This is a genomic window from Enterobacter sp. ECC-175, assembly GCF_043968675.1.
In the GTDB taxonomy this organism is placed as follows: Bacteria; Pseudomonadota; Gammaproteobacteria; order Enterobacterales; family Enterobacteriaceae; genus Enterobacter.
The window spans coordinates 1,847,534-1,870,418 of record NZ_CP143776.1 but is presented as its reverse complement, the minus strand read 5'-3'; the positions used below and the strand labels follow the sequence as shown (position 1 = coordinate 1,870,418).

The window sequence follows — 22,885 nt, the reverse complement described above, 5'->3', positions numbered from 1 at the left end:
ACAATGGGTATCAATGCGTCACTGACGCTGATAAGAAGGAGTTGGGTATGCAATTACGTAAACTGGCCACAGCAATGCTGATGATGGGGATGTCGGCGGGCGTCGTTCACGCTGAAGACGCTCCGAAAGCAGGAAGCACGCTCGACAAGATCGCCAAAAACGGCGTTATCGTGGTCGGCCACCGTGAATCATCCGTCCCGTTTTCTTACTACGACAACACGCAAAAAGTCGTGGGCTATTCACAGGACTACTCCAACGCCATCGTTGAAGCCGTGAAGAAAAAGCTGAACAAACCCGATCTGCAGGTGAAGATGATCCCAATCACTTCACAGAACCGCATTCCCCTGCTGCAGAACGGCACCTTCGATTTTGAGTGTGGTTCCACCACCAACAACCTTGAGCGCCAGAAACAGGCGGCCTTCTCCGACACCATCTTCGTTGTCGGCACCCGTCTGCTGACCAAGAAAGGCGGCGACATCAAAGATTTTGCCGATCTGAAGGGTAAAGCGGTCGTCGTGACGTCCGGCACGACGTCAGAAGTGCTGCTGCACAAGCTGAACGACGAGAAGAAAATGGATATGCGCATCATCAGCGCGAAAGACCACGGCGACTCCTTCCGTACCCTGGAAAGCGGTCGCGCCGTCGCGTTTATGATGGACGATGCGCTGCTGGCCGGCGAGCGTGCAAAAGCGAAGAAACCGGACAACTGGGAAATCGTGGGCACCGCGCAGTCTAAAGAGGCCTACGGCTGCATGCTGCGCAAAGACGACGCCGACTTTAAAAAGCTGATCGATGACACCATCGCGCAGGCGCAGACCTCCGGCGAAGCGGAAAAATGGTTCGACAAATGGTTCAAGAACCCTATTCCACCGAAGAACCTGAACATGAACTTCGAACTGTCCGATGACATGAAAGCGCTGTTCAAAACACCAAACGACAAAGCTCTTAACTAATTAGAACAACAGGGGCGGGAATACCTGCCCTCTCGATTGTCGGGAAGCACGGACAGACTATACGCGGAGTGGTCGTTCCCCACTCAGCGCGAAAATGAGCTTCTCACCAATCTTCGAGGGTAGCGCTGCTACCCTTTTTTTTCTGGAGTTTATTATGTCAATCGACTGGAACTGGGGCATATTTCTGCAACAAGCCCCGTTCGGCAACACCACCTATCTCGGCTGGCTCTGGAGCGGCTTTCAGGTCACCGTTGCGTTATCCATAACGGCGTGGATTATCGCGTTTCTCGTCGGCTCGCTGTTCGGTATTCTGCGTACCGTACCCAACCGCTTTCTCTCCATGCTCGGCACTCTGTATGTGGAACTGTTCCGAAACGTTCCGCTGATCGTGCAGTTCTTTACCTGGTATCTGGTGATCCCGGAACTGCTGCCGGAAAATATCGGCATGTGGTTCAAGGCAGAGCTGGACCCCAACGTGCAGTTCTTCGTCTCCTCCATGCTGTGTCTGGGGCTGTTCACCGCCGCGCGCGTCTGCGAGCAGGTACGCGCGGCCATTCAGTCGCTGCCGCGCGGACAGAAGAACGCCGCGCTGGCGATGGGGCTGACGCTGCCGCAGGCCTACCGCTACGTGCTGCTGCCAAACGCCTATCGCGTCATTGTCCCACCGATGACCTCAGAGATGATGAACCTGGTAAAAAACTCGGCCATCGCCTCGACCATCGGCCTGGTGGACATGGCCGCGCAGGCGGGCAAGCTGCTGGATTACTCCGCACACGCGTGGGAGTCCTTCACTGCCATTACGCTCGCGTATGTTCTGATTAACGCTTTCATCATGCTGGTAATGAACCTGGTTGAACGCAAAATTCGCCTGCCGGGCAATATGGGGGGCAAATAATGTACGAATTTGACTGGAGTTCTATCGTCCCTTCCATGCCGTACCTGCTGGATGGCCTGTTGATTACGTTAAAAATCACCGTCATTGCCATCATCATCGGTATCGTCTGGGGAACCCTGCTGGCGGTGATGCGCCTGTCGAGCTTTAAGCCGCTCGCCTGGTTTGCGACCGCGTACGTTAACGTTTTCCGCTCCATCCCGCTGGTGATGGTGCTGCTGTGGTTTTACCTGATTGTTCCCGGCTTTCTGCAAAACGTGCTGGGGCTGTCGCCGAAAACCGACATCCGCCTGATCTCCGCGATGGTGGCGTTTTCGATGTTTGAGGCCGCGTACTACTCTGAGATTATCCGTGCGGGCATTCAAAGCATCTCCCGCGGGCAGTCCAGCGCCGCGCTGGCGCTGGGAATGACGCACTGGCAGTCAATGAAGCTGATTATTCTGCCGCAGGCGTTTCGCGCCATGGTCCCGCTCCTGCTGACGCAGGGCATAGTGCTGTTCCAGGATACCTCGTTGGTCTACGTTCTTAGCCTGGCGGACTTCTTCCGCACCGCGTCAACCATTGGCGAGCGTGATGGTACCCAGGTTGAGATGGTCCTGTTCGCGGGCGGGGTCTATTTTGTGATTAGTTTAAGCGCGTCGCTGTTGGTCAGCTGGCTGAAGAAAAGGACTGTATGATGATTTCCCTGAAAAATGTTTCAAAATGGTATGGGCACTTTCAGGTGCTGACCGACTGCTCCACCGAAGTAAAAAAAGGCGACGTGGTCGTGGTGTGCGGGCCGTCCGGCTCCGGAAAATCGACGCTCATTAAAACGGTGAACGGCCTGGAACCCGTGCAGCAAGGCGAGATCGTGGTTAACGGCACCAGGGTTAATGACAAGAAGACAAATCTGGCTCAGCTGCGCTCCCACGTTGGGATGGTGTTTCAGCACTTTGAGCTGTTCCCGCACCTCTCCATTATTGAGAACCTGACGCTGGCGCAGGTAAAAGTGCTTAAGCGCGATAAAAAGGCGGCGCGCGAAAAAGGGCTGAAGTTGCTTGAGCGCGTGGGGCTTTCCGCTCACGCCGATAAATTCCCGGCACAGCTTTCCGGCGGCCAGCAGCAGCGCGTGGCGATCGCCCGCGCGCTGTGTATGGACCCCGTCGCCATGCTGTTCGACGAACCCACTTCGGCGCTCGATCCCGAGATGATCAACGAAGTGCTGGACGTCATGGTCGAGCTGGCTCACGAAGGGATGACCATGATGGTGGTGACGCACGAGATGGGCTTCGCCCGCAAGGTGGCCAACCGCGTGATCTTCATGGATGAAGGGAAGATCGTCGAAGACTCGCCGAAAGAAGAGTTCTTCGCCAATCCGAAATCCGATCGCGCAAAAGATTTCCTCGCCAAAATCCTGCACTAATCTTTTCAGCGCGCAATCTGCGGATTGCGCGCTGCCTCACGCTTTCTCTCTCTTCTTCTCGTCGGCGTCTCAATGCAGCGTTAACCTTGTCACAAAATAACGCCAAGCATGGAGAACCTTATGGCACAGCCAATTATTCTCGATTGCGATCCGGGTCATGACGACGCGATCGCCCTCGTTCTTGCCCTCGCCTCCCCGGAGCTGGACGTCAAAGCCGTCACCTCGTCCGCCGGAAACCAGACGCCTGATAAAACCCTGCGCAACGTGCTGCGCATGCTGACGCTGCTTAAGCGCACCGATATCCCGGTCGCGGGCGGCGCGGTTAAGCCGCTGATGCGCGATCTGATTATTGCCGACAACGTCCACGGCGAGAGCGGCCTTGACGGCCCGGCGCTGCCGGAACCGGCCTTTGCGCCGCAAAGCTGCACTGCCGTAGAGCTGATGGCAAAGGTGCTGCGCGAAAGCAGCGAGCCCGTTACGCTGGTGGCAACCGGCCCGCAAACCAACGTGGCGCTGCTGCTGAACAGCCATCCCGAGCTGCACGCTAAGATCGCGCGCATCGTCATCATGGGCGGCGCGATGGGGCTGGGTAACTGGACGCCAGCGGCGGAGTTCAACATCTTTGTTGACCCGGAAGCCGCTGAGATTGTGTTCCAGTCCGGGTTACCGATTGTGATGGCGGGGCTGGACGTCACCCACCGCGCGCAGATTATGGCGGAGGATATTGAGCGCTTCCGTGCCGTCGACAATCCGGTTGCGACAACCGTTGCGGAGCTTCTCGATTTCTTTATGGAATACCATAAGGCTGAGAAATGGGGCTTCCACGGCGCGCCGCTGCACGATCCTTGCACCATTGCCTGGCTGCTGAAACCGGAGATGTTTACGACGGTGGACAGGTGGGTTGGCGTGGAAACGCAGGGAAAATACACGCAGGGCATGACGGTGGTGGATTACTACTCGCTGACCGGGAATAAGCCGAATACGACGGTGATGGTGGATATCGATCGGGAGGGGTTTGTCGATTTGCTGGCGGAGAGGCTGGCTTATTATAGTGCGGCCTGATGCCCTCACCCCGGCCCTCTCCCACAGGGAGAGGGAGCAAACCTGTGCTTTTATTTAGGGTTCAAACGGCCGACGCTGGAACTGGTCGTGCCCGCATTTCGGGCACAGCGGGAGCACGTCTGGCGTATAAATCGCAATATGATGATGGCATTTCTCGCAAACCAGATTCCCCAAACCCACCACCTCACCGCTGTGGTAAACGCCGTGGTGGTTTAGATCCTGAAACACCTCGCGCCACTCCAGCTGGGTTTTATCGGTAATATCCGCCAGCTCCTGCCACAGGCTTTCTTTAATTACCCGCATAAAGACGCTGTCGGCAACCTCGTCCTGGCTCTCCGCGTAGCTGCGCGCAAACTCTTCCAGGTCGCGACGAACGGCGCGCGTCACCTCTTCAACCTCGGTTCGCGTTAACTCACCCGTTTGCGTGACCCGCGCACGCGCTTGTTCAACGAGCGCGTCAATATCACGCTCGCCGTTACGCAGCCGCTCGGTGAGCGTCGCCACCAGTTCGCGGTAAAATTGAGCAACCTTGTTCATCCTTCTGCCTCCTGGGTAAGTGACTCTTTTTAATCATAGACCGTATTTCGGTCCCGCTTTGTCAGGTGAAGCACAGAGCCCGTAAATTCCTGCAAAGGGCATTTGTGCGAAAGGCTGTTTTGACGCGTACGTTTGGGCTATGCTATGCGGATCTGAATTACCACATCCATTGGCTACATTTTGTAGCTGTATTGAACACAGGACCACTGGCTGCCATGCAAGAGCAATACCGCCCGGAAGAGATAGAATCCAAAGTCCAGCAACACTGGGACGAGAAGCGTACCTTTGAAGTTACCGAAGACGAGAGCAAAGAGAAGTATTACTGCCTGTCGATGCTTCCCTATCCTTCTGGTCGACTACACATGGGCCACGTGCGTAACTACACCATTGGCGATGTGATTGCTCGCTACCAGCGCATGCTGGGTAAAAACGTTCTTCAGCCAATCGGCTGGGATGCATTCGGCCTGCCTGCTGAAGGCGCCGCGGTAAAAAACAACACCGCCCCCGCGCCGTGGACTTACGACAACATCGCGTACATGAAAAACCAGCTCAAAATGCTAGGCTTCGGCTACGACTGGAGCCGCGAGCTGGCGACCTGTACGCCGGAATATTACCGTTGGGAGCAGAAATTCTTCACCGAGCTGTATAAAAAAGGCCTGGTATACAAGAAAACGTCCGCCGTTAACTGGTGCCCGAACGATCAGACCGTTCTGGCAAACGAACAGGTGATCGACGGCTGCTGCTGGCGCTGCGACACCAAGGTTGAGCGTAAAGAGATCCCCCAGTGGTTTATTAAAATCACCGCTTACGCTGACGAGCTGCTGAACGATCTGGATAATCTGGATCACTGGCCTGACACCGTGAAGACCATGCAGCGCAACTGGATCGGCCGTTCTGAAGGCGTTGAAATCACCTTCAACGTGAAGGATTACGACCAGACGCTGACCGTTTACACTACCCGTCCGGACACCTTCATGGGAGCGACCTACCTGGCCGTGGCGGCGGGTCACCCTCTGGCGCAGAAAGCGGCCGAGAGCAACCCTGAGCTGGCGACCTTCATCGACGAATGCCGCAACACCAAAGTGGCTGAAGCCGAAATGGCGACCATGGAGAAGAAAGGCGTTGATACCGGCTTTAAAGCCGTGCATCCGCTGACCGGGGAAGAAATTCCGGTATGGGCCGCTAACTTCGTGCTGATGGAGTACGGTACCGGCGCAGTGATGGCTGTTCCAGGGCACGACCAGCGCGACTACGAATTTGCCACCAAATATGGCCTGAACATCAAGCCGGTTATCCTGGCGGCCGACGGTTCTGAGCCTGACCTCTCCGAGCAGGCGCTGACCGAAAAAGGCACCCTGTTCAACTCCGGTGAATTTAGCGGCCTGAGCTTCGAAGAAGGCTTCAACGCGATTGCCGACAGGCTGGCCTCGCTGGGCGTTGGCGAGCGTAAGGTGAACTATCGTCTGCGCGACTGGGGCGTTTCCCGTCAGCGTTACTGGGGCGCACCGATTCCAATGGTGACGCTGGAAGACGGTACCGTGGTGCCGACGCCTGAAGATCAGTTGCCGGTGATTCTGCCGGAAGACGTGGTCATGGACGGCATCACCAGTCCGATCAAAGCCGATCCAGAGTGGGCAAAAACCACCGTGAACGGCCAGCCTGCGCTGCGTGAAACCGACACCTTCGACACCTTTATGGAGTCCTCCTGGTACTACGCGCGCTATACCTGCCCGCAGTATCAGGAAGGCATGCTTGATTCCGACGCGGCGAACTACTGGCTGCCGGTGGATATCTACATCGGCGGTATCGAACACGCCATCATGCACCTGCTCTACTTCCGCTTCTTCCACAAGCTGATGCGCGACGCGGGCCTCGTGAACTCCGACGAGCCGGCAAAACAGCTGCTGTGCCAGGGTATGGTTCTGGCCGACGCGTTTTACTACGTAGGCGAAAACGGCGAGCGTAACTGGGTTTCTCCGGTTGATGCCATCGTTGAGCGTGACGAAAAAGGCCGCATCGTGAAGGCAAAAGATGCCGAAGGCCACGAGCTGGTCTATACCGGCATGAGCAAGATGTCCAAATCCAAAAACAACGGCATCGACCCTCAGGTTATGGTCGAGCGCTACGGTGCCGATACCGTGCGCCTGTTCATGATGTTTGCTTCCCCGGCAGACATGACGCTCGAGTGGCAGGAATCCGGCGTTGAAGGCGCTAACCGCTTCCTGAAACGCGTCTGGAAACTGGTTTACGAGCACACCTCTCAGGGCGATGCCCCTGCGCTGAACGTTGCCGCACTGACTGAAGATCAGCAGGCGCTGCGTCGCGATGTGCATAAAACAATTGCTAAAGTCACCGATGATATCGGCCGTCGTCAGACCTTCAATACCGCAATTGCGGCTATTATGGAACTGATGAACAAACTGGCAAAAGCACCGCAGGACGGCGAGCAGGATCGCGCCTTAATGCGTGAAGCGCTGCTGGCAGTCGTTCGCATGCTTAACCCGTTCACCCCGCACGCCAGCTTCACCCTGTGGCAGGCGCTGAAGGGCGAGGGCGATATCGACAACGCGCCGTGGCCGGTAGCGGACGAAGCGGCAATGGTGGAAAACACCACGCTGGTCGTCGTGCAGGTTAACGGTAAAGTGCGCGGTAAAATTACCGTCGCCGTTGATGCAACCGAGGAGCAAGTGCGCGAGCGCGCGGGCCAGGAGCATCTGGTTGCGAAATATCTTGAGGGCGTTACCGTACGTAAGGTTATCTACGTACCGGGTAAACTGCTTAATCTGGTCGTTGGCTAAGCGCGGGAGGAAACGTGCGACAACTGGCAACAATACTTTTATCTTTGGCGGTGCTTGTCACCGCCGGCTGCGGCTGGCACCTGCGCAACACAACGGCGGTGCCAGAGCAGATGAAAACGATGATCTTCGACTCTTCGGATCCGAACGGCCCACTTAGCCGCGCGCTTCGCAGTCAGCTGCGCCTGAACGGCGTGGAGATTATCGAGAAAGACACGCTTCGCCAGGATGTACCGTCATTCCGCGTCCTCCGCTCGACGCTGAGCAAAGACACGGCGTCCATCTTCCAGGACGGACGCACGGCGGAATATCAGATGGTCATGTCGGTTAGCGCAGCCGTGCTGATCCCGGGTAAAGACATCTATCCGATCAGCACCAAGGTCTACCGTTCGTTCTTTGATAACCCGCAGACGGCGCTGGCGAAAGATGCCGAACAGCAAATTATCATTAACGAAATGTACGACAAGGCAGCGGAACAGCTGATCCGTCAGCTGCCGCGCATTGCGGCAACGTCTAAACAGGGTTCAGACATTGTCGACAAGCCTGAGGCAGCCTCGCTTCCGGCAGCCACCTCGTTGGGTAACTGATGATCAGGTTGTATCCTGAACAACTCCGCGCGCAGCTCAATGAAGGGCTGCGCGCGGCGTACCTGCTGCTCGGAAACGACCCGCTTTTGCTTCAGGAAAGTCTTGATGCCGTTCGCCACGCGGCGGCGGCGCAGGGCTTCGATGAACACCACACCTTCCAGCTGGATAACAGCACCGACTGGAATGCGATTTTTTCGATTTGCCAGGCGATGAGCCTGTTTGCCTCTCGTCAAACCATTCAGATTCTGCTGCCGGAAAATGGCCCTAACGCGGCGATTAATGAACAGCTGGCGACGCTGGTAAGCTTGCTTCACGGCGATCTGCTGCTGATTGTGCGCGGCAATAAGCTGACTAAAGCGCAGGAAAATGCGGCGTGGATAACGACGCTCGCCACCAACGCGGTGCTTGTGACCTGCCAGACGCCCGAGCAGGCGCATCTGCCTAAGTGGGTTGCGGCAAGGGCAAAGCAGCAGAACCTGCTGCTGGACGACGCGGCGAATCAGCTGCTCTGCTACTGCTATGAAGGCAACCTGCTGGCGCTTGCGCAGGCGCTCGACAGGCTATCCCTGCTGTGGCCCGACGGCAAGCTGACGCTGCCGCGCGTTGAGCAGGCGGTTAACGATGCCGCGCACTTTACGCCGTTCCACTGGGTCGACGCGCTGCTGGCCGCTAAGAGTAAGCGCGCGCTGCATATCCTGCAGCAGCTGCGTCTCGAAGGCAGCGAACCGGTTATTTTACTGCGCACGATCCAGCGCGAGCTGCTGCTGTTAATCAACCTCAAGCGCCAGTCGGCCCACACGCCGCTGCGCACGCTGTTTGACAAACACCGCGTCTGGCAAAACCGCAGGGCGATGACCACCGAAGCCATTAACCGGCTCGGCCACGAGCAGCTGCGCCAGGCGGTGCATCTGCTCACGCGCGCCGAGCTGACGCTGAAGCAGGACTACGGTCAATCGGTGTGGGAAGAGCTTGAAAGCCTCTCTCTGCTGCTGTGCCATAAGGCGCTGGCCGACGTATTTATTGATGGATAATATGCACTCTCTACAGGCGCTGTATGGCGGTACCTTTGACCCGGTACACTACGGGCACCTCAAGCCCGTCGAAATTCTGGCAAACCTGATTGGCCTGCAGCGCGTCATTATTATGCCTAACAACGTTCCACCGCACCGCCCTCAGCCGGAAGCGACCAGCGAGCAGCGTAAAGCCATGCTCGCGCTGGCGATTGCCGACAAGCCGCTGTTCACCCTCGACGAGCGCGAACTCAAGCGCGACGCGCCTTCGTGGACGTCCGAGACGCTGCGGGAGTGGCGCGAAGAACAAGGGCCGGAGAAACCGCTGGCGTTTATTATTGGCCAGGACTCTTTGCTGAACTTCCCAAGCTGGCACAAATACGAAACCATTCTGCGCAACAGCCATCTTATCGTCACCCGTCGTCCGGGCTATCCTCTGACCATGCGCGAAGAGCAGTATCAGCAATGGCTGGAAGCCCATTTAACGGACAATATTGACGAGCTACATACGCTGCCCGCAGGTAAAATCTATCTGGCTGAAACGCCGTGGTTTGATATCTCCGCAACCCTGATCCGCGAGCGCTTACAGGCAGGCTTGCCCTGTGAGGACCTGCTGCCCACCCCGGTGCTGGAATATATTCACCAGCACGGTTTGTATCAGAAAAGAGCAGATGAATAATCCCGGCGAGTGAAAAAGCCCCTTATTGATTATCCTGCCTTGACAGGTAAAGTCATGCTGTTATCCTCCGCTGCCAGACTTTCCCGCCGAACATTGCTTTACAGAAATTGTTTTACAAAAATGGCGATGCAATCTCAGGCGGAGGGTGGGATGATACCCGCCTTCAAAAGCCCGGACGGTGACATTTGTCCCGACACTGGCCTCAGTTCAGGTATACTGGCTGACCACAAATTCTTTGTTGCACCATCTTTTCACCCAGGGGGAAAACTTGCAGGGTAAAGCACTCCAGGATTTTGTTATCGACAAAATTGATGACCTGAAAGGTCAGGACATCATCGCTATCGACGTTAAGGGTAAATCCAGCATCACCGACTGCATGATTATCTGCACCGGAACGTCTACTCGCCATGTGGTTTCTATTGCCGATCATGTTGTTCAGGAATCGCGCGCCGCAGGGCTGTTACCGCTTGGCGTTGAAGGTGAAGCGACCGCTGACTGGGTGGTTGTCGACCTTGGCGATGTTATTGTCCACGTCATGCAGGACGAAAGCCGTCGTCTGTATGAGCTGGAAAAACTCTGGGGTTAATGCGTGAAGTTGCAGCTGGTCGCCGTCGGCACCAAAATGCCGGACTGGGTACAAACCGGTTTTACTGAATATCTGCGTCGTTTCCCCAAAGATATGCCGTTCGAACTGGTGGAGATCCCAGCAGGAAAGCGCGGTAAGAACGCGGATATCAAACGTATTCTCGATAAAGAGGGTGAGCTGATGCTGGCCGCCGCAGGCAAAAACCGCATCGTCACCCTCGATATCCCAGGCAAACCCTGGGATACGCCGCAGCTGGCGCACGAACTTGAGCGCTGGAAGCAGGATGGCCGTGACGTCAGTTTGCTGATTGGCGGCCCGGAAGGGTTATCCCCCGCCTGCAAGGCAGCGGCAGAACAAAGCTGGTCTCTCTCCGCGCTGACGCTCCCCCACCCGCTCGTTCGGGTACTGGTGGCAGAAAGTCTTTATCGCGCATGGAGCATAACGACCAACCACCCCTATCACCGCGAGTAGTGACTTGACCAGGGTAGATTAAGCAGCGGATGAAACTACAGAATTCTTTTCGCGACTATACGGCTGAGTCCGCGCTGTTTGTGCGCCGGGCGCTGGTCGCCTTTTTGGGGATTTTGCTGCTGACCGGCGTGCTGATCGCCAACCTTTATAATCTGCAAATCGTCCGCTATACCGATTACCAGACGCGCTCAAACGAGAACCGCATCAAGCTGGTTCCCATCGCGCCCAGCCGCGGCATTATTTACGACCGCAACGGTACGCCGCTGGCGCTGAACCGCACCATCTACCAAATCGAGATGATGCCGGAAAAGGTAGATAACGTTCAGGATACGCTGGAAGCGCTGAAAAGCGTGGTCGACCTGACCGACGACGACATTGCCACATTCAAAAAAGAGCGTTCACGCTCGCATCGCTTTACCTCCATTCCGGTGAAAACCAACCTGACGGAAGTCCAGGTTGCCCGCTTTGCCGTGAATCAGTACCGCTTTCCCGGCGTTGAGGTCAAAGGCTACAAGCGCCGCTACTATCCTTACGGTTCCGCGCTGACGCACGTCATCGGCTACGTCTCAAAAATAAACGATAAAGACGTCGAAAGGCTGGATAAAGACGGCAAGCTGGCGAACTACGCCGCGACGCACGATATCGGCAAGCTCGGCATTGAGCGCTATTACGAAGAAGTGCTTCACGGACAAACCGGCTATGAAGAGGTTGAAGTTAACAACCGTGGCCGCGTAATCCGTCAGCTGAAAGAGGTGCCGCCTCAGGCGGGGCACGACGTCTATCTGACGCTCGACCTCAAGCTGCAACAGTATATTGAAACTCTGCTGGCGGGTAGCCGCGCGGCCGTCGTCGTGACCGATCCGCGAACCGGCGGGATTCTGGCTATGGTATCAATGCCGAGCTACGACCCCAACCTCTTCGTCGACGGTATCTCGAGCAAGGACTACTCCGGCCTGCTGAACGACCCGAACACGCCGCTGGTCAACCGCGCTACCCAGGGGGTCTATCCTCCGGCATCCACCGTGAAACCGTATGTGGCCGTATCCGCGCTGAGCGCAGGCGTCATTACCCGCAATACCAGCCTGTTCGATCCGGGCTGGTGGCAGCTTCCCGGCTCTGAAAAACGCTATCGCGACTGGAAAAAATGGGGCCACGGCCATCTGAACGTGACGAAGTCGCTCGAAGAGTCCGCGGATACCTTCTTCTACCAGGTCGCCTACGACATGGGTATTGACCGCCTGTCGGAGTGGATGAGTAAATTTGGCTACGGGCATTACACCGGCGTGGATCTTGCCGAGGAACGCTCAGGCAACATGCCAACCCGCGAGTGGAAGCTGAAGCGCTTTAAGAAGCCATGGTATCAGGGAGATACGATCCCGGTCGGTATCGGCCAGGGCTACTGGACGGCAACGCCTATTCAGATGAACAAAGCGATGATGACCCTCATCAACGACGGCGTAGTAAAAGTACCGCATCTGCTGCAAAGCACGGTTGAAGATGGCAAAAAAGTGCCGTGGGTTCAGCCGCATGAGCCACCCGTTGGCGATATTCATTCCGGCTACTGGGAGATCGCCAAGGACGGAATGTACGGCGTAGCCAACCGTGCGAACGGTACGGCACATAAATATTTCGCCAGCGCGCCGTATAAAGTGGCCGCGAAATCCGGTACCGCGCAGGTGTTCGGCCTGAAGGCCAACGAGACCTATAACGCCCACCGTATTGCGGAACGTCTGCGCGACCATAAGCTCATGACGGCATTTGCCCCTTATAACAACCCGCAGGTTGCGGTGGCCATGATCCTGGAAAACGGCGGCGCGGGCCCGGCAGTGGGCACGATCATGCGCCAGATCCTCGATCACATTATGCTGGGCGACAATAACACCGACTTGCCGGCTGAAAACCCGGCGGCCGCTGCGGCGGAGGACCAATAATCATGACGGATAATCCAAATAAAAAATCGCTGTGGGACAAAATCCACATCGATCCTGCCATGCTGCTGATCCTGCTGGCGCTGCTCTTCTACAGCGCGATGGTGATCTGGAGCGCAAGCGGCCAGGACATCGGCATGATGGAGCGCAAGATTGGCCAGATCGCAATGGGTCTGGTCATCATGGTGGTGATGGCGCAGATCCCACCGCGCGTCTATGAGGGCTGGGCGCCGTATCTTTACATCTTCTGTATTATTCTTCTGGTTGCGGTGGACGCCTTTGGGGCCATCTCAAAGGGCGCACAGCGCTGGCTGGATCTCGGGATTGTCCGCTTCCAGCCTTCGGAAATCGCTAAAATTGCCGTTCCCCTGATGGTGGCGCGCTTTATCAACCGCGACGTTTGCCCGCCTTCGCTGAAGAATACGGCCATCGCGCTGGTGCTCATCTTCCTGCCAACGCTGCTGGTAGCGGCACAGCCTGACCTGGGCACCTCAATTCTGATCGCCCTGTCCGGCCTGTTTGTGCTGTTCTTGTCTGGCCTGAGCTGGCGCCTGATCGGCATCGCCGTCGTGCTCGTGGCGGCCTTTATCCCGATCCTCTGGTTCTTCCTGATGCATGACTATCAGCGTCAGCGCGTGATGATGCTGCTCGATCCGGAAACCGACCCGCTGGGTGCGGGCTATCACATTATCCAGTCTAAGATTGCGATTGGCTCCGGCGGCCTGAGCGGTAAAGGCTGGCTGCACGGCACGCAGTCCCAGCTGGAGTTTTTACCCGAACGACATACCGACTTTATCTTTGCGGTTCTGGCCGAAGAGCTGGGGCTGGTGGGCATTCTGATCCTGCTTGCCCTCTACGTGCTGCTGATTATGCGCGGCCTGTGGATTGCCGCGCGGGCGCAAACCACCTTTGGCCGCGTGATGGCGGGTGGATTGATGCTGATTTTATTCGTTTATGTCTTCGTAAATATTGGTATGGTGAGCGGTATTCTGCCGGTTGTAGGCGTTCCGCTGCCGCTGGTGAGCTACGGGGGCTCGGCACTGATCGTGTTGATGGCCGGGTTTGGTATCGTCATGTCGATCCATACCCACAGAAAAATGTTGTCAAAAAGCGTATAAAAATAAGGGGTTTGCAATGCGTAAGCAGTGGCTGGGGATCTGTATCGCAGCAAGTTTACTTGCAGCTTGTACCAGTGATGATGGTCAGCAACAGGCAACCGTCGCGCCGCCGCAGCCTGCGGTTTGTAATGGCCCGATAGTCGAAATCAGCGGTGCCGATCCTGTCTATGAACCGCTGAATGCCAGCGCCAATCAGGATTACCAGCGCGACGGCAAGAGCTACAAAATTGTTCAGGATCCGTCCCGCTTCAGCCAGGCCGGCTTTGCCGCCATTTATGACGCAGAGCCCGGCAGCAACCTGACGGCATCCGGCGAGACGTTCGATCCGATGCAAATCACCGCCGCGCACCCAACGCTACCTATCCCAAGCTATGCCCGCGTAACCAACCTGGCAAACGGCCGCATGATTGTGGTGCGCATTAACGATCGTGGCCCATACGGCAATGACCGCGTCATCTCGCTGTCGCGCGCCGCCGCCGACCGCCTGAACACCTCTAACAATACGAAGGTGCGTATCGACCCGATTATTGTTGCGCAGGACGGCACGCTCTCTGGTCCGGGCACCGCCTGTACGACGGTGGCTAAACAGACCTACGCCCTTCCCGCGCGGCCTGACCTGAGCGGTGGCATGGGCGGCGTGTCCTCTCCGGCAGAGCCAGCCCAGCCTCAGGGCGAAGTTCGCGCCATCAGCAACGATACGCTGCAAAGCGATGACAGCACGGGTGCGCCGGTGAAAAGCAGCGGCTTCCTCGGTGCGCCAACAACCTTAGCTTCCGGCGTGCTTGAGGGCAGCGAACCTACGCCAGCCCCAGCAGCCGCTCCGGTCGCGCAGCCCGCGCCCGTTGTGGCCCCCGCCGCACAGCAAAATGCAGCGGTCGCAGCACCGGCAGCGGCAAGCGGCAGCTATGTGGTACAGGTGGGTGCCGTCAGCGACCAGGCAAGGGCTCAACAGTATCAGCAGCGCCTGAGCCAGCAGTTCAGCGTGCCCGGGCGCGTTGAGCAAAATGGAGCGGTCTGGCGTATTCAGATGGGCCCATTTGCGAGCAAATCCCAGGCCGCAAGCCTGCAGCAGCGCCTGCAAAGCGAGGCACAGCTGCAGTCGTTTATTACTGTTGCAAAATAATCAATCGGCGGTATCCGAAATGTCAGTTTGTGTAAACAACGTTAACAAACTCACGCTTAAAGTCGGATGCCTGCCCGTATAGCATTTGCTATAGTAGGGCACTTTTTTTAATTCCATCACGGATGTCGTAGTTCTGACCATGAAGACCACTTTTTCTGCTCGTTTTGTGCAGCGCATGGCGCTGACCACGGCCTTATGCGCGGCTGCATTTTCTGCGGCTCACGCGGATGACCTGAACATCAAGACCATGATCCCTGGCGTTCCGCAGATCGATGCGGAATCCTACATCCTGATCGATTACAACTCTGGCAAAGTGCTGGCAGAACAGAACGCCGACACGCGTCGCGATCCGGCCAGCCTGACCAAAATGATGACCAGCTACGTTATCGGCCAGGCCATGAAGGCGGGTAAGTTTAAAGAAACCGATTTAGTGACCATCGGTAACGACGCATGGGCAACGGGTAACCCAGTGTTCAAAGGCTCATCCCTGATGTTCCTGAAGCCAGGCATGCAGGTGCCGGTTTCCCAGCTCATCCGCGGCATCAACCTGCAGTCCGGTAACGATGCCTGCGTGGCGATGGCGGACTTTGCGGCCGGCAGTCAGGATGCTTTCGTGGGCCTGATGAACAGCTATGTTTCTGCGCTGGGGCTGAAAAACAGCCACTTCCAGACCGTTCACGGCCTGGACGCCGAAGGGCAGTACAGCTCTGCGCGCGATATGGCGCTGATCGGCCAGGCGCTGATCCGCGACGTGCCAAACGAGTACTCCATCTATAAAGAAAAAGAGTTCACCTTCAACGGCATCCGCCAGACCAACCGTAACGGCCTGCTGTGGGACAACAGCCTGAACGTTGACGGCATTAAAACCGGTCATACCGATAAAGCAGGCTATAACCTGGTGGCTTCGGCAACCGAAGGTCAAATGCGTCTGATCTCTGCGGTGATGGGCGGTCGTACCTTCAAGGGCCGTGAGACGGAAAGCAAAAAACTCCTGACCTGGGGCTTCCGCTTCTTCGAAACCGTGAACCCGCTGAAAGCAGGTAAAGAATTTGCGTCTGAGCCGGTCTGGTTCGGCGACAACGATCGCGCGTCGCTCGGCGTAGATAAAGACCTTTATCTGACCATCCCGCGCGGCCGTATGAAAGACCTGAAGGCCAGCTACGTGCTGAACACCACCGAACTGCATGCCCCGCTGCAGAAAAACCAGGTTGTCGGCACCATCAACTTCCAGCTGGACGGCAAAACCATCGATCAGCGTCCGCTCGTCGTGCTGGATGAAATTCCAGAGGGCAATTTCTTCGGTAAAATCATTGATTACATTAAATTGATGTTCCATCACTGGTTTGGCTAAAAATTGAACACTTGAAAGTGTGATTTTGATCCCCATATACTAAGTATCCTGATAACTCCCACCCGACGTGGGAGTTATTATTTTTTGACGTTACGCCGGAGCTGACATGAAAACCAAACTTAACGAACTGCTTGAATTCCCTACCTCATTTACCTACAAAGTAATGGGTCTGGCGAAACCTGAGCTGGTTGATCAGGTGGTTGAAGTGGTTCAGCGCCATGCGCCGGGCGACTACTCTCCGTCGGTGAAACCAAGCAGCAAAGGCAATTATCACTCTGTCTCTATCACCATTAATGCAACGCACATTGAGCAGGTTGAAACGCTGTACGAAGAGCTCGGCAATATCGAAATTGTTCGTATGGTGCTGTAGTCCCTTTCGGGTTGCCCGGTTAGCCGGGTAACCCACTTCCCCGCTGTGATATACTCCCCAATCCCATTTGTCCCTCGTCTTCGGAGACGTTGTTTTGTATCAGGATAAAATTCTTGTCCGCCACCTCGGGCTACAGCCCTATGAGCCTGTCTCACAGGCTATGCACGACTTCACCGATTCACGCGACGACGCCACGCCAGATGAAATTTGGCTGGTAGAGCATCCGCCGGTCTTTACCCAGGGCCAAGCCGGAAAAGCGGAACATTTGCTGATGACGGGCGACATTCCCGTGATTCAAAGCGATCGCGGTGGACAAGTGACCTACCACGGCCCGGGCCAGCAGGTCGTGTATGTCCTGCTGAACCTGAAGCGCAGGAAGCTTGGCGTGCGTGAACTGGTGACCTTACTGGAAAACACCGTCGTTAATACGCTGGCAGAATACGGCATTGACGCCCATCCGCGCGCCGATGCGCCGGGGGTCTACGTGGGTGAGAAGAAGATCTGTTCGCTTGGGCTGCGCATCCGCAAAGGCTGTTCGTTCCACGGGCTGGCGCTCAATATTAATATGGATCTGACGCCCTTCCAGCGAATTAATCCCTGTGGCTATGCGGGCATGGAAATGACGCAAATGCGCCAGTGGGTAGAAGACGCCACCCCCGATAATATTCGACCAGCGCTATTAAACAATCTTTTAGCGCTACTTAACAATCCTCCCCACGAATATATCACCGCTTAATACACCATACATCATGGTCCGATTATTCTCCGGACCGTGATTTATTTACTGCTTTTATACTTTACAAAAATCAGTAGATTCTATATTTTCGATGCTCCCGCATATTAGCATTACATATTCTCTTGCCCCGCCCGTGCAGGCTGCGGGGCATATGCAACATGCGTGATAATCACCCAACTGTTCGTTTTTGATAAGCCAGTGAAATACGTCAATTATTTTACGAATCTCTACAAGCATAATAAATAAATTCAACTATCATTCATACTGTGAATGAATACGGAGTGAAAGCGTGGAGTATAAGAATTTACCAACAAAGCGTATCAACGAAACCGTTGGAGATGATAAACCACAAATTTTTCGGACTTTACGTAATATTGATCTCAATTTATTGACTATTTTTGAGGCGGTATATGTCCACAAGGGTATCGTTAACGCGGCTAAAATTCTTAACCTCACGCCTTCCGCAATTAGCCAGTCTATTCAAAAGCTGCGCGCCATATTTCCCGATCCGTTATTTATTCGCAAAGGCCAGGGCGTCACGCCAACTGCTTACGCAACCCATTTACATGAGTACATTAGCCAGGGGCTTGAATCGATTCTCGGCGCGCTTGATTTAACCGGCAGCTACGATAAGCAGAGAACCATCACCATCGGCACCTCCCCTTCCCTTGGCGTTCTGGTTATGCCCGCCATCTACCAGGCCGTCAAGCAGCATGCACCGCAGCTACTCCTGCGCAACGTGCCGGTTCAGGAACCCGAAACCCAACTGGCACAGTTCCAGACCGATCTGGTTATTGACGTCAGCAGTTCTAGCGCACGGGCGTTAGGGCAGCACGTACTTTACGCCGACAGCCTGGTCCTCGTTTGCCGCCAGCATCACCCGGCATTGGGCCAGCCGCCAACGCTCGACAATCTTCGCCATTATGAGCATTCATCGTTTATGGCTGAAGGCCATGCGCAAAACCCGCAGCGTCAGCGCATTAACGATCTCTTCCCGGAACGGCAGGTCAGCGTCAGCAGTTACAATATGTTTACTATTGCCTCCCTGATTGCCAGCAGCGATATGCTGTGCGTGATGCCGCTGCGCCTCTTTCACCTGCTCAAGAAATGCTGGCCGCTTGAGCGCATTCCGCTGAGCCACCTCAGTACGGAATCTGTCGAAATTTCACTTCATTACAACAAGCTCAGCCTGCGCGATCCGGTACTCGACAACGTGATCAACATTATCCGTCAGACCTTCTGATTGAGAAGCGCATCAAGCGTCCGCGCCATGGGCGGGGCAAAAGGCACTAAACAACAACTATTTTACAAATTGGCGACACGGCAGGCTGCTTTATCGCCCCTTTAAATGATATACTGCCTGTCGTTCGTTCAAAAATAGTTGATAAATACAACATTCCCTTGAACTAAAACGCTTTCCTTCGATATTCGCAACTGGAACACGCACGCTATGAGTAAACCCATTGTGATGGAACGCGGTGTAAAATACCGCGATGCCGATAAAATGGCCCTTATCCCGGTTAAAAACGTGGCTACAGAGCGCGAAGCGCTGTTAAGAAAACCGGAATGGATGAAAATCAAACTTCCGGCAGACTCTTCGCGTATCCAGGGGATCAAAGCGGCGATGCGCAAAAATGGCCTTCACTCCGTTTGTGAAGAAGCTTCTTGCCCTAACCTTGCTGAATGTTTTAACCACGGTACGGCGACCTTCATGATTCTGGGTGCCATCTGTACCCGCCGCTGTCCGTTTTGCGACGTTGCACACGGTCGTCCCGTCGCGCCTGACGCTAACGAACCGCAAAAGCTGGCGCAGACCATCGCCGACATGGGGCTGCGTTATGTGGTGATCACCTCCGTTGACCGCGACGATCTGCGCGACGGTGGTGCCCAGCACTTTGCGGACTGCATTACGGCGATTCGCGAAAAAAATCCAACCATTAAAATCGAGACGCTGGTTCCCGATTTCCGCGGCCGTATGGATCGCGCGCTGGATATTCTCACCGCGACGCCGCCGGACGTGTTTAACCACAACCTCGAGAACGTGCCGCGCATCTATCGTCAGGTTCGTCCAGGGGCCGACTATAACTGGTCCCTGAAGCTGCTGGAGCGTTTCAAAGAAGCACACCCGCACATTCCAACCAAGTCTGGCCTGATGGTTGGCCTTGGCGAAACCAATGCCGAAATCATTGAAGTGATGCGCGATCTGCGTCGCCACGGCGTGACCATGCTGACGCTGGGCCAGTACCTGCAGCCGAGCCGTCATCACCTGCCGGTACAGCGCTACGTGAGCCCGGACGAGTTTGACGAAATGAAAGCCGAAGCGATGGCTATGGGCTTCACCCACGCTGCCTGCGGGCCTTTCGTTCGCTCTTCCTACCACGCCGACATGCAGGCGAAAGGCGAAGAGGTGAAGTAAGACGGTAATATTTATTTACCGTTAAGCGAAAAAAAACCGGCCTAAGCGCCGGTTTTTTCTTTTGCATGCGCGAAAGCCATGCGGTTACTCTTTGTGAGAAAGCTTCTCTGCAGGGACGTCATCCTCGGCACTTTTCTTCGCAGCCGCGTCATCATCATTCATCGCTTTCTTAAAGCCTTTAATGGCGGTACCCAGGTCTCCACCCAGCGTACGTAACTTCTTGGTACCAAACAGCAGGACGACCAGTGCGGCAACCACCAGCAGTTTGGTAATACTAATCTCACCCATAGATACCTTCTTTACATAAAACAGGCTGCATTCAGCGCCAGTAAAACCCGATCGTATTAACGGTCATTTGGCGCGCGCACACAATAGCAATCTGTAACAAGGTGAATCAAGCATTGTTGAAAAAAACATCACAATAATTGCGGTGGCGCAAAACGACGGTTACGAAGAACGGGTAATTGCTCGCGTGCAAGCGTTATTCGCGCTGAAATTATCTCGGTAAACAGCATCGCGGGCGCTTCCGCTGCCGCCGCAATCGTCACTCCCAGCGGATCGACCACTCTGCTCTGCCCAATGTTTTTGTTTCCACACTCGCCCGCGGCGACGACATAACATGTAGTATCCAGCGCGCGGGCAGCCAGCAGCGTCGCCCAGTGGTGTTCTTTTGCTGGGCCTTTCACCCACGCTGCGGGTAACACCAGCACTTCGGCCCCCTGCTGCGCGAGGCTTAACGCCAGCTCGGGAAAGCGAAGGTCGTAACAGGTCATTAAGCCGATTTTCATCCCGTCAACCTCTACCAGAGGAGGCACGCAATCTCCCGGATCGACCAGCCGTGACTCCTGAACGCTGAACGCGTCATAAAGGTGAAGCTTTGCATAACGCGCAATGATGGCCCCCCCGCGGATCGCCACCAGCGTATTGATTGCCCGTCCGGGCGTTGAAGGTACATGGATCGTGAATAGGGTCGTCATTTGATTGCCGACGCTCTCGCCCAGCAGCCGTTGTAAAAAAGGGCCATCCAACGGCTGCGCCGATTTCACCGACAGATCGGGATCGCCGTCGGCACGCGCCAGCAGCGCCTCTGGAAGCACGAGCAGCGCCGCGCCCTTTTCTCGAGCCTGCGCCATAAGAGAAACACATTTCTGCGCATTCTCTTTCCAGTCCGGCGTGACTGCAAACTGCCCAACCGCAACATGCATATTTGTCCCCTCGTCCACATCAGCGTTACACTTAACGCTCTTACACATCAAATAGCAGGTATGTACGGTGTTTCAACTACTTTTAGCCGTTTTTATTGGTGGGGGTACCGGTAGCGTCGCGCGATGGCTGCTGAGTATGCGATTTAATCCACTGCATCAGGCCATTCCCATGGGCACGCTCGCAGCGAACCTGATTGGCGCATTCATCATTGGCATGGGGCTAGCCTGGTTTAACCGCATGACGAATATCGACCCGATGTGGAAAGTTCTGGTGACCACGGGCTTCTGCGGCGGCTTAACCACGTTCTCAACGTTTTCGGCCGAGGTGGTTTTCCTGTTTCAGGAAGGTCGCATTGGGTGGGCTCTGACCAATATTGCCGTCAACATGCTTGGATCGTTTGCGATGACCGCGCTCGCATTTTGGCTATTTTCGTCTGCCAGCGCACACTAATCATGTTCACATTAATGTTGGCTTAATTTTTCTCTGTCACTCTTGCCTAAACATTGAACGAGGGCGGCAGAATGAAAGAGAACGTGATGAGTGCGGGAATGGTGTTGCTGAGCGTAGCGATCGTCGCCATTTTCCTGAAAATGTATTTTTTAGGCTAACGCATAACGAAAAAAACCCGCTCAATGAGCGGGTTTTGAAATTCTTGCTGACGCGTCTGAATTACAGAGCGATTACGTTAGCAGCAGAAGGACCTTTGGCACCGTTAGTGATTTCGAACTCAACGCGCTGGCCTTCAGCCAGGGTTTTGAAACCATTAGACTGGATTGCAGAGAAGTGTACGAACACATCTTTGCTGCCATCTTCAGGAGTAATGAAACCGAATCCTTTGGACTCATTAAACCACTTAACGTTACCTTTAATCTTAGACATCAAAATTACCTTTACATTAAAAAACGACACAAATGCTGTGTCGAGTATCAGTACAACAATTGTTAGACGTTTTGTCCAGCGCTTCTTTGTTAAAAAGTGACAAAAGTCGCGTTAATTTTTGCCGTTGAATTTTTATGCTATACAATTCAACGGCAGCACATTTTTTCACCAGAATGTAAAGGTTTGACGGTTAAAACTCAAAGCGCATCCAGGCAAAGTAAACGTTACCGTTGTTGTACGTTCCTGGAATGTAGGTCATCTGGAACGTGGCCGGACCATAGCCGATGGAGGCCAGCGGAAGGATGACCGGAATCGGTATGTATTTCCAGTTATCGCGCGCGGTCACCCCAGCGGTATAGCCCAGACCGAGGTGAAAATTATCGTCCGCCAGCGGACGCCAGGTTTTCTCCCAGCCGTATCCCCCAATCGGCTCCCACTTGTTAAAAGAGTCTTTGAAGGCCATCAGGTAGATGCCGTGCCAGTTCCCCTTTTCATCCCAGCGAGACTGGCCAAAGCCCGCCCCCCAAGGACGCTCGTTGTACTTGTCCGTTTTCTCTTTGTCATAGGCGAAACGCGCATGCCACGTGATAGCCGGAATATAGAGATCGTAGTGCTCCGGCGCTGTCCAGGTTTGAGCGACATTATCCGTAAAAGTGGAAAACCAGCCTTTGCCCGTCGCGTTATCTTCTGCCCGTGCAGCGGATGAAAACGTTAACTGACCAAAAATAAAGAATAAAATCAGTAAAAAATTATTACGTACGCTCACAATACCATTACCATTCTT

25 protein-coding genes are annotated in these 22,885 nt (G+C 55.1%); 20 read left to right on the top strand and 5 right to left on the bottom strand.

Annotated features, from left to right (window positions below; translation table 11 throughout):
- Window positions 1-47 precede the first annotated feature (47 nt).
- The 5 genes from V1599_RS08815 to rihA all read left to right on the top strand — a co-directional run bounded on the left by V1599_RS08815 (window position 48) and on the right by rihA (window position 4,309).
- A complete protein-coding gene (locus V1599_RS08815) occupies window positions 48-953 on the top strand; it encodes an amino acid ABC transporter substrate-binding protein (protein ID WP_395301381.1) in 906 nt (301 codons plus the stop codon).
- Window positions 954-1,107: 154 nt separating this feature from the next.
- Window positions 1,108-1,848 (top strand): glutamate/aspartate ABC transporter permease GltJ, encoded by a 741-nt coding sequence (gltJ, locus tag V1599_RS08810; protein WP_395301380.1) that lies wholly within the window; start codon window positions 1,108-1,110, stop codon window positions 1,846-1,848.
- A complete protein-coding gene (gene gltK, locus V1599_RS08805) occupies window positions 1,848-2,522 on the top strand; it encodes a glutamate/aspartate ABC transporter permease GltK (protein ID WP_112011510.1) in 675 nt (224 codons plus the stop codon). The genes gltJ and gltK overlap by 1 nt, the downstream gene beginning before the upstream one ends.
- A complete protein-coding gene (locus V1599_RS08800; protein WP_112011511.1) occupies window positions 2,522-3,247 on the top strand; it encodes an amino acid ABC transporter ATP-binding protein in 726 nt (241 codons plus the stop codon). Before gltK ends, V1599_RS08800 begins: the two co-directional genes overlap by 1 nt.
- A 120-nt stretch (window positions 3,248-3,367) precedes the next feature.
- Entirely contained in the window at window positions 3,368-4,309 is a 942-nt protein-coding gene (gene rihA / locus V1599_RS08795; RefSeq protein WP_395301379.1) for a pyrimidine-specific ribonucleoside hydrolase RihA, read from the top strand.
- Between the two features lie 54 nt (window positions 4,310-4,363).
- Here the strand turns inward: rihA and V1599_RS08790 are convergent, their stop codons facing one another.
- Complete coding sequence (locus V1599_RS08790) at window positions 4,364-4,846, bottom strand: zinc ribbon-containing protein (RefSeq protein WP_112011513.1); 483 nt, start codon at window positions 4,844-4,846, stop codon at window positions 4,364-4,366.
- A 215-nt stretch (window positions 4,847-5,061) separates the two neighbouring features.
- Here V1599_RS08790 and leuS point away from each other — a divergent pair, with 215 nt between their 5' ends.
- From leuS to lipA, 14 genes are all read left to right on the top strand, one after another.
- Window positions 5,062-7,644: a leucine--tRNA ligase gene (leuS, locus tag V1599_RS08785; RefSeq protein ID WP_112011514.1), complete on the top strand. Its 2,583-nt coding sequence runs from the start codon at window positions 5,062-5,064 to the stop codon at window positions 7,642-7,644.
- Window positions 7,645-7,658: 14 nt separating this feature from the next.
- A complete protein-coding gene (gene lptE / locus V1599_RS08780) occupies window positions 7,659-8,228 on the top strand; it encodes an LPS assembly lipoprotein LptE (RefSeq protein ID WP_112011515.1) in 570 nt (189 codons plus the stop codon).
- Entirely contained in the window at window positions 8,228-9,259 is a 1,032-nt protein-coding gene (gene holA / locus V1599_RS08775) for a DNA polymerase III subunit delta (RefSeq protein WP_112011516.1), read from the top strand. The genes lptE and holA overlap by 1 nt, the downstream gene beginning before the upstream one ends.
- Entirely contained in the window at window positions 9,252-9,917 is a 666-nt protein-coding gene (gene nadD / locus V1599_RS08770) for a nicotinate-nucleotide adenylyltransferase (RefSeq protein ID WP_297119241.1), read from the top strand. The genes holA and nadD overlap by 8 nt, the downstream gene beginning before the upstream one ends.
- A gap of 268 nt (window positions 9,918-10,185) precedes the next feature.
- Window positions 10,186-10,503 (top strand): ribosome silencing factor, encoded by a 318-nt coding sequence (gene rsfS, locus V1599_RS08765; RefSeq protein ID WP_023334893.1) that lies wholly within the window; start codon window positions 10,186-10,188, stop codon window positions 10,501-10,503.
- Between the two features lie 3 nt (window positions 10,504-10,506).
- Window positions 10,507-10,974, top strand: coding sequence for a 23S rRNA (pseudouridine(1915)-N(3))-methyltransferase RlmH (rlmH, locus tag V1599_RS08760; RefSeq protein WP_003858701.1), 468 nt, complete (start codon window positions 10,507-10,509; stop codon window positions 10,972-10,974).
- 29 nt (window positions 10,975-11,003) lie between these two features.
- Window positions 11,004-12,905, top strand: a complete 1,902-nt coding sequence (gene mrdA, locus V1599_RS08755; protein ID WP_297119254.1) for a peptidoglycan DD-transpeptidase MrdA — start codon at window positions 11,004-11,006, stop codon at window positions 12,903-12,905.
- A 2-nt stretch (window positions 12,906-12,907) separates the two neighbouring features.
- Window positions 12,908-14,020: a peptidoglycan glycosyltransferase MrdB gene (gene mrdB, locus V1599_RS08750; protein WP_112011518.1), complete on the top strand. Its 1,113-nt coding sequence runs from the start codon at window positions 12,908-12,910 to the stop codon at window positions 14,018-14,020.
- Between the two features lie 16 nt (window positions 14,021-14,036).
- Window positions 14,037-15,143 carry an endolytic peptidoglycan transglycosylase RlpA gene (gene rlpA / locus V1599_RS08745; RefSeq protein ID WP_112011519.1) on the top strand — a complete coding sequence of 369 codons (1,107 nt, stop codon included), beginning with the start codon at window positions 14,037-14,039 and terminating at the stop codon, window positions 15,141-15,143.
- 139 nt (window positions 15,144-15,282) lie between these two features.
- On the top strand, window positions 15,283-16,494 hold the full coding sequence (gene dacA / locus V1599_RS08740) for a D-alanyl-D-alanine carboxypeptidase DacA (RefSeq protein ID WP_112011520.1): 1,212 nt from the start codon (window positions 15,283-15,285) through the stop codon (window positions 16,492-16,494).
- A 106-nt stretch (window positions 16,495-16,600) separates the two neighbouring features.
- Window positions 16,601-16,864 carry a DUF493 family protein YbeD gene (gene ybeD, locus V1599_RS08735; protein ID WP_112011521.1) on the top strand — a complete coding sequence of 88 codons (264 nt, stop codon included), beginning with the start codon at window positions 16,601-16,603 and terminating at the stop codon, window positions 16,862-16,864.
- Between the two features lie 94 nt (window positions 16,865-16,958).
- On the top strand, window positions 16,959-17,600 hold the full coding sequence (gene lipB / locus V1599_RS08730) for a lipoyl(octanoyl) transferase LipB (RefSeq protein ID WP_395301378.1): 642 nt from the start codon (window positions 16,959-16,961) through the stop codon (window positions 17,598-17,600).
- A 289-nt stretch (window positions 17,601-17,889) separates the two neighbouring features.
- Window positions 17,890-18,843: a YbeF family transcriptional regulator gene (locus tag V1599_RS08725; RefSeq protein ID WP_297119260.1), complete on the top strand. Its 954-nt coding sequence runs from the start codon at window positions 17,890-17,892 to the stop codon at window positions 18,841-18,843.
- A gap of 207 nt (window positions 18,844-19,050) precedes the next feature.
- A complete protein-coding gene (gene lipA / locus V1599_RS08720; protein WP_112011524.1) occupies window positions 19,051-20,016 on the top strand; it encodes a lipoyl synthase in 966 nt (321 codons plus the stop codon).
- An 84-nt stretch (window positions 20,017-20,100) separates the two neighbouring features.
- Here the strand turns inward: lipA and tatE are convergent, their stop codons facing one another.
- Both tatE and V1599_RS08710 read right to left on the bottom strand, forming a co-directional pair.
- Window positions 20,101-20,304 (bottom strand): twin-arginine translocase subunit TatE, encoded by a 204-nt coding sequence (tatE, locus tag V1599_RS08715; protein WP_112011525.1) that lies wholly within the window; start codon window positions 20,302-20,304, stop codon window positions 20,101-20,103.
- 128 nt (window positions 20,305-20,432) lie between these two features.
- The gene (locus V1599_RS08710; RefSeq protein WP_112011526.1) at window positions 20,433-21,221 is read right to left on the bottom strand and encodes a deaminated glutathione amidase; all 789 of its coding nucleotides are present in this window, start codon (window positions 21,219-21,221) and stop codon (window positions 20,433-20,435) included.
- A 67-nt stretch (window positions 21,222-21,288) separates the two neighbouring features.
- Between V1599_RS08710 and crcB the strand changes: the two genes are divergently transcribed.
- Window positions 21,289-21,672, top strand: a complete 384-nt coding sequence (crcB, locus tag V1599_RS08705; RefSeq protein ID WP_395301377.1) for a fluoride efflux transporter CrcB — start codon at window positions 21,289-21,291, stop codon at window positions 21,670-21,672.
- A 219-nt stretch (window positions 21,673-21,891) separates the two neighbouring features.
- On the opposite strand, the gene cspE is transcribed toward crcB, so the two are convergent.
- Window positions 21,892-22,101: a transcription antiterminator/RNA stability regulator CspE gene (cspE, locus tag V1599_RS08700; RefSeq protein WP_002439184.1), complete on the bottom strand. Its 210-nt coding sequence runs from the start codon at window positions 22,099-22,101 to the stop codon at window positions 21,892-21,894.
- Between the two features lie 190 nt (window positions 22,102-22,291).
- The gene (gene pagP, locus V1599_RS08695) at window positions 22,292-22,867 is read right to left on the bottom strand and encodes a lipid IV(A) palmitoyltransferase PagP (RefSeq protein WP_112011528.1); all 576 of its coding nucleotides are present in this window, start codon (window positions 22,865-22,867) and stop codon (window positions 22,292-22,294) included.
- Between the last annotated feature and the right edge of the window lie 18 nt (window positions 22,868-22,885).